Origin of the sequence: Paeniglutamicibacter sp. (genome assembly GCF_046714615.1) — a bacterium.
Classification (GTDB): Bacteria; Actinomycetota; Actinomycetes; order Actinomycetales; family Micrococcaceae; genus Paeniglutamicibacter.
The window spans coordinates 1-13,085 of the sequence record NZ_JBKKAP010000090.1; the positions used below are offsets into that span (position 1 = coordinate 1).

The 13,085-nt window shown below is 65.4% G+C and carries 14 protein-coding genes and 2 riboswitches; of the genes, 8 read left to right on the forward strand and 6 right to left on the reverse strand.

Features of this window, described 5'->3' with window-relative positions; translation table 11 throughout:
- Positions 1–120: 120 nt before the first annotated feature.
- On the forward strand, positions 121–1,758 hold the full coding sequence (groL, locus tag ACLQ7E_RS11195) for a chaperonin GroEL (protein WP_411732654.1): 1,638 nt from the start codon (positions 121–123) through the stop codon (positions 1,756–1,758).
- A 215-nt stretch (positions 1,759–1,973) separates the two neighbouring features.
- Positions 1,974–2,732 carry a phosphotransferase gene (locus ACLQ7E_RS11200; RefSeq protein WP_411732655.1) on the forward strand — a complete coding sequence of 253 codons (759 nt, stop codon included), beginning with the start codon at positions 1,974–1,976 and terminating at the stop codon, positions 2,730–2,732.
- 22 nt (positions 2,733–2,754) lie between these two features.
- Here ACLQ7E_RS11200 and ACLQ7E_RS11205 read toward each other — a convergent pair whose 3' ends face one another.
- The 5 genes from ACLQ7E_RS11205 to ACLQ7E_RS11225 all read right to left on the reverse strand — a co-directional run bounded on the left by ACLQ7E_RS11205 (position 2,755) and on the right by ACLQ7E_RS11225 (position 6,769).
- Positions 2,755–3,651: a DUF4031 domain-containing protein gene (locus ACLQ7E_RS11205; protein WP_411732656.1), complete on the reverse strand. Its 897-nt coding sequence runs from the start codon at positions 3,649–3,651 to the stop codon at positions 2,755–2,757.
- 54 nt (positions 3,652–3,705) lie between these two features.
- On the reverse strand, positions 3,706–3,996 hold the full coding sequence (locus tag ACLQ7E_RS11210; protein ID WP_113762778.1) for a WXG100 family type VII secretion target: 291 nt from the start codon (positions 3,994–3,996) through the stop codon (positions 3,706–3,708).
- 176 nt (positions 3,997–4,172) lie between these two features.
- Positions 4,173–5,645, reverse strand: a complete 1,473-nt coding sequence (locus ACLQ7E_RS11215) for an ATP-binding protein (RefSeq protein WP_411732657.1) — start codon at positions 5,643–5,645, stop codon at positions 4,173–4,175.
- 52 nt (positions 5,646–5,697) lie between these two features.
- A complete protein-coding gene (locus ACLQ7E_RS11220) occupies positions 5,698–6,408 on the reverse strand; it encodes a response regulator transcription factor (RefSeq protein WP_113762776.1) in 711 nt (236 codons plus the stop codon).
- A 130-nt stretch (positions 6,409–6,538) separates the two neighbouring features.
- The gene (locus ACLQ7E_RS11225; protein ID WP_411732658.1) at positions 6,539–6,769 is read right to left on the reverse strand and encodes a hypothetical protein; all 231 of its coding nucleotides are present in this window, start codon (positions 6,767–6,769) and stop codon (positions 6,539–6,541) included.
- 251 nt (positions 6,770–7,020) lie between these two features.
- On the opposite strand from ACLQ7E_RS11225, the gene ACLQ7E_RS11230 reads away from it, so the two are divergent.
- On the forward strand, positions 7,021–7,404 hold the full coding sequence (locus ACLQ7E_RS11230; protein WP_411732659.1) for a cold-shock protein: 384 nt from the start codon (positions 7,021–7,023) through the stop codon (positions 7,402–7,404).
- A gap of 4 nt (positions 7,405–7,408) precedes the next feature.
- Positions 7,409–7,930 carry a DUF3027 domain-containing protein gene (locus ACLQ7E_RS11235; protein WP_411732660.1) on the forward strand — a complete coding sequence of 174 codons (522 nt, stop codon included), beginning with the start codon at positions 7,409–7,411 and terminating at the stop codon, positions 7,928–7,930.
- Positions 7,931–8,116: 186 nt separating this feature from the next.
- Here the strand turns inward: ACLQ7E_RS11235 and serC are convergent, their stop codons facing one another.
- A complete protein-coding gene (gene serC, locus ACLQ7E_RS11240; protein WP_411732661.1) occupies positions 8,117–9,238 on the reverse strand; it encodes a phosphoserine transaminase in 1,122 nt (373 codons plus the stop codon).
- A 196-nt stretch (positions 9,239–9,434) separates the two neighbouring features.
- Here serC and ACLQ7E_RS11245 point away from each other — a divergent pair, with 196 nt between their 5' ends.
- The 4 genes from ACLQ7E_RS11245 to ACLQ7E_RS11260 all read left to right on the forward strand — a co-directional run bounded on the left by ACLQ7E_RS11245 (position 9,435) and on the right by ACLQ7E_RS11260 (position 13,078).
- Positions 9,435–10,130 (forward strand): metal-dependent transcriptional regulator, encoded by a 696-nt coding sequence (locus tag ACLQ7E_RS11245; protein ID WP_411732662.1) that lies wholly within the window; start codon positions 9,435–9,437, stop codon positions 10,128–10,130.
- Positions 10,131–10,227: 97 nt separating this feature from the next.
- A riboswitch (cyclic di-AMP (ydaO/yuaA leader) is annotated at positions 10,228–10,397 on the forward strand.
- An 87-nt stretch (positions 10,398–10,484) separates the two neighbouring features.
- Positions 10,485–11,408 carry a M23 family metallopeptidase gene (locus tag ACLQ7E_RS11250; protein WP_411732663.1) on the forward strand — a complete coding sequence of 308 codons (924 nt, stop codon included), beginning with the start codon at positions 10,485–10,487 and terminating at the stop codon, positions 11,406–11,408.
- A 119-nt stretch (positions 11,409–11,527) separates the two neighbouring features.
- A riboswitch (cyclic di-AMP (ydaO/yuaA leader) is annotated at positions 11,528–11,689 on the forward strand.
- A gap of 5 nt (positions 11,690–11,694) precedes the next feature.
- On the forward strand, positions 11,695–12,528 hold the full coding sequence (locus ACLQ7E_RS11255; RefSeq protein ID WP_411732664.1) for a C40 family peptidase: 834 nt from the start codon (positions 11,695–11,697) through the stop codon (positions 12,526–12,528).
- A gap of 172 nt (positions 12,529–12,700) precedes the next feature.
- Positions 12,701–13,078, forward strand: a complete 378-nt coding sequence (locus ACLQ7E_RS11260) for a hypothetical protein (protein WP_411732665.1) — start codon at positions 12,701–12,703, stop codon at positions 13,076–13,078.
- Positions 13,079–13,085: the final 7 nt, after the last annotated feature.

Consider the following 13,085-nt stretch of genomic DNA (forward strand, 5'->3'; position numbering starts at 1 on the left):
ACCTAGCTGGAGTGAGATCCCCAGCCGCGGCATACAGAGGCCGCCGGTGAAGGATCGTCCGTCGCGGGCACTGCAGCGAGGTTCATTCTTAACGACTGTCCCGAAAGGACTACTGCCGTTATGGCCAAGATCATTGCATTTGATGAAGAGGCACGCCGCGGTCTTGAGCGGGGCCTGAACATCCTCGCCGACGCCGTCAAGGTCACCCTCGGCCCGCGTGGACGCAACGTCGTCCTCGAAAAGAAGTGGGGCGCCCCCACGATCACCAACGATGGTGTTTCCATCGCCAAGGAGATCGAGCTGGACGACCCTTACGAAAAGATCGGCGCCGAGCTGGTCAAGGAAGTTGCCAAGAAGACGGATGACGTCGCTGGCGACGGTACTACCACTGCAACCGTCCTCGCCCAGGCACTGGTGAAGGAAGGCCTGCGCAACGTTGCCGCCGGCGCCGACCCGCTGTCCCTGAAGCGCGGCATCGAGAAGGCCGTTGAGGCCGTCACCGTCGAACTGCTGGCTTCCGCCAAGGAAATCGAAACCAAGGAAGAGATCGCCGCCACCGCATCGATCTCCGCCGGTGACAACGAAATCGGCGCCTTGATCGCCGAGGCACTGGACAAGGTCGGCAAGGAAGGTGTCATCACCGTTGAGGAGTCGAACACCTTCGGCCTCGAGCTTGAGCTCACCGAGGGCATGCGCTTCGACAAGGGCTACATCTCGGCCTACTTCGTCACCGACAACGAGCGCCAGGAAACGGTCCTTGAGGATCCGTACATCCTGATCGTCAACTCGAAGATCACCAACGTCAAGGACATGGTTTCCATCCTTGAAAAGGTCATGCAGTCGAACAAGCCGCTGCTGATCATCGCCGAGGACATCGAGGGCGAAGCCCTTGCCACCTTGATCGTGAACAAGATCCGTGGCCTGTTCAAGTCCGTCGCCGTCAAGGCTCCGGGCTTCGGCGACCGCCGCAAGGCCATGCTGGCCGACATCGCCATCCTCACCGGTGGCCAGGTCATCTCCGAGGAAATCGGCCTGAAGCTCGAAAACGCCACCATCGACCTGCTGGGCTCTGCTCGCAAGGTTGTTGTCACCAAGGACGAGACCACCATCGTCGAGGGTGCGGGCGACGCCGAGGAGATCGCCGGTCGCGTGAACCAGATTCGCGCCGAAATCGAGAACACCGATTCGGATTACGACCGCGAGAAGCTGCAGGAACGTCTGGCCAAGCTGGCCGGCGGCGTTGCAGTCATCAAGGCTGGTGCCGCAACCGAGGTTGAGCTCAAGGAACGCAAGCACCGCATCGAAGATGCAGTGCGCAACGCCAAGGCTGCCGTTGAAGAAGGCATCGTCGCCGGCGGCGGCGTGGCCCTCATCCAGGCCGGCGCTGCTGCGTTCGCCAAGCTGCAGCTCACGGGCGACGAGGCAACCGGTGCGAACATCGTGCGCGTTGCCATCGAAGCTCCGCTGAAGCAGATCGCCTTCAACGCCGGCATGGAGCCGGGCGTTGTCGCCGACAAGGTCAAGGGCCTGCCCGCAGGTCACGGCCTGAACGCAGCCACCGGCGTCTACGAGGACCTCCTCGCAGCCGGCGTGAACGACCCGGTAAAGGTCACGCGCTCTGCACTGCAGAACGCCGCCTCCATTGCCGGTCTGTTCCTGACCACCGAGGCCGTTGTCGCTGACAAGCCGGTCCCGGCCGGCGCAGCAGCACCGGGTGGCGACGACATGGGTGGCATGGGCGGCATGGGCGGATTCTAATCCCCCTTGCCACACCGCGCCTTCGTGCGTTAGCAGTACCTAGCTGAGACCGAAAGCCGCTTTTCCCGCGGTGTACCGAATTCCCCTTGTGGGAGGACGGTGCACCGTACGGGGAAGGCGGCGTTCGGCTTTAACAAGGCAGGGCGCCGGGCGAAACGGACGCGACCGCAATGGTTCGTTCCTTCAGCGCGTTTGAGCCGGATTAGTATGGGGCCATGCCCGAATTCGAAGAGCCGCTGGCCGGCGGGAATGCCGCCGAGGAAGTGGTGCGCGTGGGCGGGACGGTGCGCAAGCCCTGGCTGGAAAGCACGCCATCGGTTCAACGGTTCATGGCCCACCTCCGCGAGCAGGGGCTCTCCGAGGTCCCTCGGCCACTGGGCCGGGACCAGGAAGGCCGACAAGTCACGGAATTTGTTCCAGGGACACCCGCGCCCCATGACCGGCCCCTGTCGTTGGTGGTCTTGGAGGAGGTTGGGCACCGGATCCGGCGGATCCACGACGCAGCCGGCAACTTCAAGCGATCCCCGGACGACTCCTGGTCCGCCCTGATCCCGGTTCCCCACGCGGAGCTGATCTGCCACAACGACCTCGCCCCCTGGAACCTGGTGAACGGGGACCACCAGGCCTTCATTGACTGGGACGGCGCCGGGCCAAGCACCCGGCTTTGGGATCTGGCCTACGCTGCCCAGTCGTTTGCCTTCCTCGTCGCCGGCGAGGACCCCGCCCAGGCGGCGGCGCGGCTGCGGACATTGGTTGTTGACGGCTACCGGGCCGACGCCGAGCTGCGCGCCCGACTGCCCGGGGCAATGGGCGAGCGGACCGAGGCCATGCACGACTTCCTCCAAGAGGCCCATCGCAGCGACTTCCAGCCGTGGGGCGCGATGTTCGCCGGCGGGCATGGCAGCCATTGGGCAGGCGCCGCGCGGTTCGTGAGGGAACACGAACCGCTGTGGGCCGCAGCACTGGGGCGGTAGGGGTTCCGCCAACGACCGACTCCTATTGCGCCACGGCTTCCAGATCCTGGAGCTCGGCCGACAGGTTGGCCCGGGCGGCCTCTTCCCACATCTCCCGACCCCGTTCGCCCGCGTAGAGGGAACCTCCGTCCAACAGACCGCGCAGGATCGCGGAGCGCCCGCGGGCGAAGTCGGCGTCCGGCACGTGGGCGTATTCGCGGCGCACCGCGGCGGTGTATCGCCGGTAGGCGGCGGCCGGGCGGGCCAGGACCTCCAGGTCCGCGTCGCAGAGCAGGGCGCCGGCAGCATCTCCCGGTGCGGGCTTGTGCGTCTTGGTCAGCAGGACGAGGCGGACAACCTCGCCCACCACGGGCCCGGCGACGCCGTGCTCCGGCAGGCGTGCTGCGGCCAGTGCCGCCGAGTCCTCTTCATCCGTTGCCGTGCCGCGATACACGGCGTCGTGGAACCACGCAGCCAGGTACACCGGCAGGTGAGCTTTCCTCGCCGCGCTCCCGCCGGTCAGGGTGTCCAGGGCCGTCAGGACCGCCAGCAGGTGGGCCCGGTCGTGGTAGAAGCGCTGCTCCTGGCTCCAGCAAGCCAGCAGTTCACGGCCCAGCTCCGGGGCACCGAGCCCCAGGGCGTCCCAGCGGGTGGCCAGCACCGCGTCGAGGCGTTCGGGGCGCTCCTTGGCGCGCACGCGCAGCCCCGAGGCAATGAGCCGGCGCACCAGCTCGGTGGCCGGGAGCGGGACGGCGCCGGCCGCGACCAGATCGTCGTAGCGCTCTTGCGGCACGTCGTAGTGGTCGCGGTCGAAGGCACGCTCGGGCAAGCCGTGGTCCCGGGCAAAGCCATGCAACTCTCCCAGCGACGCATCGGAGACCAGATGCGAAAAGAGCGTTCCGTGGGCCGGCCAGAACGGGGGATCAATGAGGATGGACACGTCCCCAGACTAATACGCTCACGCACCCCGTCCGGGCAACCGGCCCCGGAAAGGTCAGTACGTGAACAGGGACGCGTTGGCGGCTTCCGCCTCGTCGTATTGCACCGAGGCGCGGTTCAGCGCGGTGCCGATGGAGGACAGGGATTCCTCGACGCGTGCCTGGGTGTTGCGCCAGTCGGCCACCACGGACTGGAAATTGGCCGAGGCCGCTCCCTGCCAGGTGCCCTGCAGGTCCTGCAGCGAGGAGGTCAGCGAGTTCACCTCCGCCCGGACGCGCTCGATGGTGGCATGCAGGTTCATGGACCGGGCCTGCATTTCGTTGGTGTTGGCGGCAAAGGTGCTCATGATTGGCTTCACTCCCGTGCAATGGCGGATTGGCACCGGGCCGCGGCAGGCAATCCCGCGCGTGACCCGGAGGGAAGCGCGCCATGGATGCGTGCCTCCGCCCTCAGGCTAGGGCACGGTCCCCGCCGCGGACCGAGGGCCGCAACGGGGTGTGGACAACGCCAAATGCCGCAGGCTCAGTCCTCGTCCGCATCCTCGTCCGGGTCGTCCTCGGGCTTGACCCAGGGCAGGTGGATCGACAGCGTGGCGCCGCCGCCGGGGGTGTCGCTGAGCCGGATGGATCCGTCGTGCTGCGCGGCAATCGCCGCGACAATTGCAAGCCCCAGCCCCGTGCCGCCGGTCTCGCGCTGGCGCGAGGAATCGGCGCGGTAGAACCGCTCAAACACCCGCCCCGCGTCGTCATCGGAGATGCCCGGGCCATGGTCGCGGATTTCCAGCACCGCGTCGGATCTCCCGTCGATGACAGGCTTGACTCCCACGGCGATCTCGATGTCGCTGCCCTCGGGGGTGTAGCGCAGCGCGTTGGTCATCAGGTTGGCCACGACCTGCCGCAGCCTGGCCTCGTCCCCGCTGGTTGGTGCCGGTTGCGGGGCCCCGCCGTCCAGGCCGATCAGGCGCACCCTGCGGTCCACCGCATTGACCCGGGTGTCCTCGGCCGCGTCCCCGGCCAGCAGCAGCAGGTCGATGGGCTTGCGGTCCAGCGGGCGTTGTTCGTCGAGCCTCGCCAGGGTCAGCAGGTCCTCGACGAGCTGGGCCATGCGCTTGGACTCGGCCTCGATGCGTCCCATGGCTGTGCGCAGCATTTCCGGGTCGTTCAGCCCGCCCTGCCGGTAGAACTCGGAGTACCCCTGAATGGTCACCAGCGGGGTGCGCAGTTCGTGGGAGGCGTCCTGGATGAACCGGCGCATCTTGCGTTCGGAGGCGGCCCGCCCGCGGAAGGCGTGCTCGATGTGCGCCAGCATCGCGTTCAGGGAGCGCGAGAGCCGGCCGACCTCGGTCTCCGGAGGGTAGTCCTCCACGCGGCGGGACAGGTCCCCGGCTGCGATGGCAGCGGCGGTGCGTTCGACGCGCAGCAGTGGCAGCAGTGCCCGGGTGGTGATTCCGTAGGCGATCATCGACATCAACAGCGTGGCAAGCATGCCGGTGGACATCACCAGCATCGTGGCCTTGGTGACGGTGTCCTGCACCGAGGTCATCGGGAGGGCGTATACGAGGTCGTAGTCGGTGCGCGGCAGATCCACGATGCGCACCCGCCACCCGGCGGAGCCCAGGGTGGTGCCGCGCGTCGAGATCGAGGCACCGGGGTCGTCCCGCATCCGCCCTATGGCCTCGGTGTCGACAGCGGGGGCATCCAGCGGCTCGTTGTCCGCGGCGGCCTTGCGCGGCATGGTGTAGAGGATGTCGCCGGACTCGTTGCGCAGGTCCCCGTAGAAACGGGCGAGCCCGTTGGACTTGGGGTTGATGTCGGCAATGCCCGCATAGTCGTTGAGCATGGTGGCGGTGATGGTCGCGCTGTTGGACTTCAGGTCCGTGTCCAGCTGCGCGGTGAGCATCAGCCGCAGCGACTGGGCGGAGCCGACCGCCGTGACCCCGATGCCCGCAATCATCAGGGCGCTCATGAGCGCCACGAGCTTGGTCCGCAACGACACCTGTCGCCAGAATCTGCGGGCACTTTCCACGTGTGGGAACCGGCCTTTCGTCTTAGCGGCGGTCGGCCGTGCGCATGAGGTAGCCGACACCGCGCTTGGTCTGGATCAACGAGGGCCACTCGGGGCGCGAGTCGATCTTGCGGCGCAGGTAGGAAATGTAGGACTCCACGATGGAGGCGTCACCATTGAAGTCGTATTCCCATACGTGGTCAAGGATCTGCGCCTTGGACAGCACCCGGTTGGGGTTCATCATCAGGTAGCGCAGCAGCTTGAATTCGGTGGGGGAGAGCTCGATGACCTCGCCCGAGCGGCGGACCTCGTGTGCGTCGTCGTCCAGCTCGAGGTCATCCACCCGGATGACCGCGCTGTCCTCCTCGGCCGGCTGGGTGCGGCGCAGCACCGCGCGGATGCGGGCCACGACCTCGTCGAGGCTGAAGGGCTTGGTGACGTAGTCGTCCCCACCCACGGTCAGCCCGGTGACCTTGTCCTCGGTGTCATCGCGTGCGGTCAGGAAGAGCACGGGGAAGTGCTTGCCCGCGGCGCGCAGCCGGCGGGTGATGGTGAAGCCGTCCATGTCAGGGAGCATCACGTCGAGCACCGCGAGGTCGGGGGTGTCGGCCTCAACGGCTGCCAGGGCCTCGCGGCCGTTGGCCGCGGCAACCACCTCGAAGCCCGCGAAACGCAGGGAGGTGGAAAGCAATTCACGGATGTTTGGTTCGTCGTCGACGACCAGGAGCTTTGCTTCGGGGGTTTTGGCATTCATGAATACCAGTCTGCAACCGCTATCTGTAAGAACCCTGTGTGTTTCTTGTGCGGGCAAGGGTTCCCGACCCGATGAACGCCCCCAAGATGCCCGGAGCCGGCGGGGAGCCGGTCCGGTTATCCGGCGTGCGCTAGCGGGAGCGGCGGCGCTCGCGGAAGTTCAGCACCAGGATCGCCATGAGCAGGATGAATGCCAGCGGCAATCCGTAGAGCGACACGGCAATAAGCACAGGTGCGGGGGCCAGCTGCATCGCGTACTGGATGAGGATGACGGCCAGGGCGGCGAGCGAGACGATGGCAATGCCCCCGGCCAGGAAGGTCAGGATGCGTTGGGATGCTGGGGTGTCGGCGGTGGTGTTCACCCCTTAAAACTACCGCGCACCTGCGAAACAACCACAATGGGCTCCCGATCCCGGCGGTGGGAAGGGTCCAAGCCGCTGATGTCGTACCCTAGAAGATATAGACTTCCCCGGACGCATGAACCCGCCCGCAAGCCCCCGTCGGGGGACGGACTGCGTGGTTTCGCGCCGGGAGATCGCCAGAAATGGGAACGCGGAACCTTCTTGACCCCCTGTCGTTGCCCCATTGAGACGCAAGAACGAGGTAGCTAGACGTGCCAACCGGCAAAGTGAAATGGTACGAACCCTCCAAGGGGTTCGGGTTCCTGGTAACCGACGAGGGCCAGGAAGTGTATTTGAATGCCTCGGCGCTGCCCGCGGGAATGACCGAGCTGCGTGCAGGTACCCGCATGGAATTCGGCGTCGCCGAAGGCCGCAAGGGAGCCCAGGCCTTGAGCGTTCGCATCATTGATGACGCGCCGTCGGTGGCCCGTGCCAAGCGCAAGCCGGCCGAGGACACCGCCGTGTTGATCGAGGACCTCATCAAGGTGCTCGACTCGGTCTCCAACGGACTGCGCAGGGGCCGTTACCCGGAAAAAGCCCAGGGTGCCAAGGTCGCAGCAGTGCTGCGCGCCGTAGCTGATGATTTGGATGCCTGATCCCATGGTCCGCAAAGCAATACTCGATACGACACTGGCCAAGGCCGTGGACCATGCACGCACGGCGTTGCTGGAAATCACCGACGAAGCCAGCATTGGTGAATACATCGATGCCGTCAACGACGGCGAACGCCTGGTGACCCACCGCTTCGAAGCGCTGCTCCCGGGCTACGAGGGCTGGAGCTGGTTTGCGACGCTGACACGCATCCCGCGTGCCCAGGCCAAGGACCTCACGGTGTGCGAGGTTGGGATCCTTCCCGGCGAGGATGCACTCCTGGCCCCGGCCTGGGTGCCGTGGGCAGAGCGCGTTCGCCCGGAGGAAATGGACGCCGAGCGCCGCGCCGCCGAGGAAGCCTCCGCCGAGGCAGACGGCACCGGTGGCGATGCCGATTCCGAGGCCACCGACGGGTCCAGCCCGGCAGCCTCGGACGACGAATCCCCGGAGGTCGATCGGGAATCCGAGGTCCCGGCGGACGAAGCCGCCTCGGACGAAGCGCCCGCCGACGCGGATGACGACGCCAAATAGCTGAATAACCAACCGGGGGATTTGTCCCCTGGAACGCAAAGGGAAGGGGCGGCGATCACCAGATCGCCACCCCTTCCCTTTGCCGTTGGCCCGGACGCAACCGGCCGCCAAAAACCAAGCGGGCGCCGCCCGAGCACAGGATCGATACCGTGCCCGGGCGGCGCCCGCGATTGTTCCCCGAGGGAACTAGCTGTTCTTCAGCACGTACTCAATGCACTTGAGCAGCGCCGAGACGTCCTCGGGCTCAATGGCCACGAAGGTCGCCACGCGCAGCTGGTTGCGGCCGAGCTTGCGGTACGGTTCGACATCCACCACGCCGTTGGCGCGCAGCGTCTTGGCCACCGCAGCGGCATCGATCGAATCGTCGAAGTCGATGGTGGCAATGACGTTGGAGCGTTCCTCGGGGGCGGTGACGTACGGGGTCGCCACCTCGGAGGCCTCGGCCCAGTCGTAGATCCGTGAGGCGGAGTCGGCAGTGCGGGCTGCGGCGAATGCCAGGCCTCCGTTGGCGTTGAGCCACTGCACCTGGGCGTTGAGCGTGACCAGGGTGGAGAGTGCCGGGGTGTTGTAGGTCTGATTCAGGCGCGAGTTGTCGATCGCCGTCTTCAGGTTCAGGAAGTCGGGGATCCAGCGGCCGGACGCGGCGATCTCCTCGGCCCGGGCGATGGCCGCGGGGGAGAAGAGCGCGATCCACAGGCCGCCGTCGGAGGCGAAGTTCTTCTGCGGGGCGAAGTAGTACACGTCTGCCTGCGAGACATCGACGTCCAGGCCGCCGGCGGCGGAGGTCGCATCAATGAGGATCAGCGATCCCTCATCGGCGCCTTCGACGCGGTGCACCGGCGCTGCAACGCCCGTGGAGGTCTCGTTTTGGGGCCAAGCGTATACATCGACGCCTGCTTCGGCCACGGGGACCGGGCGGGTGCCGGGCTCGGAGACGATGATCGTGGACGGTTCCAGGAACGGGGCCTTGTTCGTGGCGGCGGCAAACTTCGAGCCGAACTCGCCGAAGGAGAGGTGCTGGGCCTTGGTGCGGACCAGGCCGAATGCGGCGATGTCCCAGAACGCGGTGGAGCCGCCCACGCCCAGAACCACTTCGTAGTCCGCCGGGGCGTTGAAGAAGGTCTTGAGTCCCTCTTGGATGTCGCGGACCAGGTTCTTCACCGGGGCCTGGCGGTGCGAGGTTCCCAGAAGCTGCGTGCCTGCGTCGATGAGTGCCTGGACCTGCTCGGGGCGGACCTTGGAGGGTCCTGCACCAAATCGGCCGTCGACGGGCAAAAGATCTTGGGGAATAGTCACGCCGGTGCTCATGTTGCTCCTCATAAGGGGTTTTTACGCTTTAGACACTTCCGATGCCGCAAATCGATGCGCATTGAGGGTGCCCAGTGGTTCAATAATCGCGCACTCCGGGGTCCATTGTGTAATAACGAGTCGCCAATGTGAACGCGGGTAGAGTGGAAAGCGTAGTGAGCACTTGTAACAATCAACCCATGCGGGAGCTGCAAACGTGTCAGATTTGATCGATACCACCGAAATGTACCTGCGCACCATCCTGGAACTCCAGGAAGAGGGCATCATCGCCCTTCGCGCACGCATTGCCGAGCGACTTGGGCACTCCGGGCCCACGGTCTCCCAGACGGTGGCCCGCATGGAAAGGGACGGGCTGGTCGTGGTGACCACCGACCGCCACCTTGAACTGACCACGCATGGCGCCGAGGTTGCCACCGGCGTGATGCGCAAGCACCGCCTGGCCGAGCGCCTGCTGGCAGATGTCATCGGCCTGGAGTGGGAGTACGTCCACGAGGAAGCCTGCCGCTGGGAACACGTGATGAGCGAGCGCGTGGAGCAGCGGTTGTACAAGTTGCTCGGCTCGCCCGAGTCCTCTCCCTATGGAAACCCGATCCCCGGGCTCGAGGCCCTGGGCGGGCCTGAACTGGGGAAAATCTCCGTAGGTGTCCAAAGTCTCGATTCGGCCCTGATTGACGGAAACCTGGGCCCGGTCCGGGTTGAGCGCCTGGCAGAAACCATTCAAGTGGAACCCGAGCTGCTGGTGCAGCTAGATGAGGGGGGCATCCGCCCGGGAGCCCTAGTCACCCTCGAAAGGGCCGGCGAATACGTGGTCGTTCGGGTGCAGGGAATCGAGGGCGCGCTGGAGCTTCCGACCGAAGTCAGCGCCCACGTGTTTGTCCGCCGCATGGATTGATAACGGAATTGTAACTTTGGCATAAACCCCGGTAGTGTTTCGAGTTGGGTTGCACTTATGTAATCCAGTCCCGATCCGGTTCGCATAACCCTACCGGCGGATCGAGGAGTCAGAATTCCCGGTAGGGGCGGAGGACCCATTCAACCGTTCCTGGTCTTGGACCATGGATCTTGGGGTGAAGCTGAGTCCACCTAAGTGGGCTCTGCCGAGTTGATCTCATGACTCGAATCCGACAGCTAACTTCGCAGGCGATACATGAGAGGTTGACATTTGACTCAGCAGCACACTCCCGGCCGCCGTCGTGCGTCCGGACCCGTTGATGCTTCGCCTGCTGAAGGTTCACTAGAGCAGATCGTGGACACCGCACTGAGCGGTGAAAACAATTCTCGACGTCCCGGTCGACGCGCCCTGAGCGCCGTCCCGGAATCCGTTGAGGCCCAGGATGCCATGCAGTACACCGGCCGCCGCTTTGTCGCGGGCCTGCGTTACGGTGCATCCCCGGATGCGGCAGCCATTGCCGCCACCGAAATCCCCGTCTCCATGGTTGCGCCCGCCGCACCGATTGCCGCTCCGGCCGAAGCCGACGAACTGGACAATGTCCTGAAGTTCGCGCCCCGGACGCAGCGCCCCCGCCTTGGTTTCACACACAAGCTTGCCGCAGTCGCCGCCGTGTCCGGCCTGGCTTTCGCCGCAGCCTCACCCGCGAAGGACGCCGAGACGGCAACCGCGGGGACCGAGCGCGTCGCCCAGTCCGTCGTAGTCGACGTCAAGGCCCCGGCCAATGAAGAGGTCAAGATCGAGCGTGCCTCGCTGACCAGTGAATTCACCGAGGAAGACAAGCTGGCAACGGTCATGACCGCTGCCGGTGGAGACGTCACCCGGATCGCCGCCGGCGGGGTCCTGGCCCAGCCGGTGGACAGCATCCGATTGACTTCGCGCTTCGGCCACCGCAAGAATCCGACCGGCCCTGGGTTCATGAACCACAACGGCCTGGACTACGCCGTTCCGATGGGCACCCCGATCAAGGCCAGCGCCGCCGGCACCGTCGTGCAGGCCGCCTGGGCCGGCCACTCCGGCTTCCGAGTGGAAATCGACCACGGCAACGGCTTGCACACCAGCTACAACCACAACTCGGCCCTGAAGGTCTCCGTGGGACAAAAGGTCAAGCGCGGCGAGGTCGTCTCCTTGAGCGGCAGCACGGGCAACTCCACCGGCCCCCACCTGCACCTTGAGGTCATCGTCAACGGCAAATGGGTAAACCCCGAGGGCTGGTTATAACGGCAATTGTCACCGTTCCGTGACCAGAACGTGACTTTTGGATTCGCTTCATATATTCTAAGTAAGTGATCAGGGAACAATCCTGCTCACCGCCGCGGGAAGTGCCGAGCACTGCCAGCCCACGGTGTCCGTTCAAAACTCGTTTGGCAGTGGCGGGGGACCCACTTTCGGTTTCCACACCAGGAAGCCTTGGGGTTAAGTAGTTCGGCCTAGCGGCCGGATTGCCGAGTGACTCCCACTCGAACCCGACAGCTCACCTCGCAGGCATCAGGAGAGGCATTACTACGTGACTACACGTCAAGCATTGGGCCGCCACCGCGCGACCCCGGTTCGGACCAACCCACTCGAATCCATCTCGAAGGCAGTCGCCTCGAACGCTGGATCGGTTGGCCGTCAGGCAGCAGTCATTGCAGCCGCATCAGGCCTGGTTCTGACCTTGGGCGTTCCGGCCCAGGGCGATGTTTCCCGCGACGCAAGTGCGGTTCCCGTCGAAGGCCTTTCCGCAGAGCGCGTAGCCGTCAAGGCCGTCTCGGTCTCGGCTTCCAAAGCCAAGGACCTGAACATCGAACGCGCAGCGTTCACCTCCAAGCCGGCACCGGCTCCGGTCGTCATCGCCGTGGCCAACGAGGTCTCCCCGCGCTCCAACGACACCGCTCCGGTGACCCGTTCCAGCAGCAACTCGGACGCCAGCGCGCCGATGACCCGCTCGAACCGCGAAAGCACCCCGACGACCTCCAGTGCCCCAGCGGTCAAGAGCGACTCGATGAACACCGCCAACCTCTCGGGCATCGCGGCAACCGCAGCCAAGTACGTCGGCGTTCCCTACGTATGGGGCGGCAACACTCCGTCCGGCTGGGATTGCTCCGGCTTCGTGAAGTACGTATACGCACAGCACGGCATCAACATCGCCCGTGGCACCTCGGCCATCCGCGCCTCGGGCCAGTTCGTGCGCACCAGCTCCCCGAAGCCGGGTGATCTGGTCTTCCAGAACGGTGGCGGCCACGTCGGCATCTACCTCGGTGGCGGCAAGATGATCGGCGCGCAGAACCCGACCGTCGACACGATGCTCCACGACGTCACTCGCAACCCCCTCTACGGTTACTACACCCTCAAGGGCTAAGCACAAGCGTTCCAAGGCCTCCGGCCGATCCTTGCGGATCGACCGGAGGCCTTGTTGGTTAACGCGGGAAACTCGATGGAAGTATACCCCTGACGGGTATAGGGTGATTGATGTGAAAATGTTGCAGCCAAGCACCGAGTCTAGGTCAGGGCGACCAAGGTTTCGATGGCTCTTGTTCTGCGCATTCTTTGTGGGCCTGTTCTCCATGCATGTCTTCGGCGCGGCCTGGACATCGGCCGCAGCACATGAAACCCACGGCGAGATCCATGGAAGTGTCGATCACGCGGCTGCCGCCGCCGATTCCCCGCCACTTGTCGAACCGCAGCGGATGCTGCAGGTGCTGGGGCACGTGCAGGGGGTTGGCGAATGCGCCGGTGCCGGTGCCTGTGCATTGGGCCTCATGCTGCTTGCCTTCAAGCTTGCCCGCCGCGCCATGGGAACCAAGGCATCGCGCGCCTGGCCCGTGAACCGGCACCGTAGGCTGTTTTCGCGGCTGGAACGCATCCCACCCGCGCCCCCGCCACAGCGGCTCGGAATCTGCCGAAGATGAGATTGTC

What these genes read in the sequence shown, in the direction of transcription:
- groL (WP_411732654.1), top strand. Translation starts at nt 121, where the DNA reads ATGGCCAAGATCATTGCATTTGATGAAGAGGCACGCCGCGGTCTTGAG.
- ACLQ7E_RS11200 (WP_411732655.1), top strand. Translation starts at nt 1,974, where the DNA reads ATGCCCGAATTCGAAGAGCCGCTGGCCGGCGGGAATGCCGCCGAGGAA.
- ACLQ7E_RS11210 (WP_113762778.1), bottom strand. Translation starts at nt 3,996, where the DNA reads ATGAGCACCTTTGCCGCCAACACCAACGAAATGCAGGCCCGGTCCATG.
- ACLQ7E_RS11220 (WP_113762776.1), bottom strand. Translation starts at nt 6,408, where the DNA reads ATGAATGCCAAAACCCCCGAAGCAAAGCTCCTGGTCGTCGACGACGAA.
- ACLQ7E_RS11235 (WP_411732660.1), top strand. Translation starts at nt 7,409, where the DNA reads ATGGTCCGCAAAGCAATACTCGATACGACACTGGCCAAGGCCGTGGAC.
- serC (WP_411732661.1), bottom strand. Translation starts at nt 9,238, where the DNA reads ATGAGCACCGGCGTGACTATTCCCCAAGATCTTTTGCCCGTCGACGGC.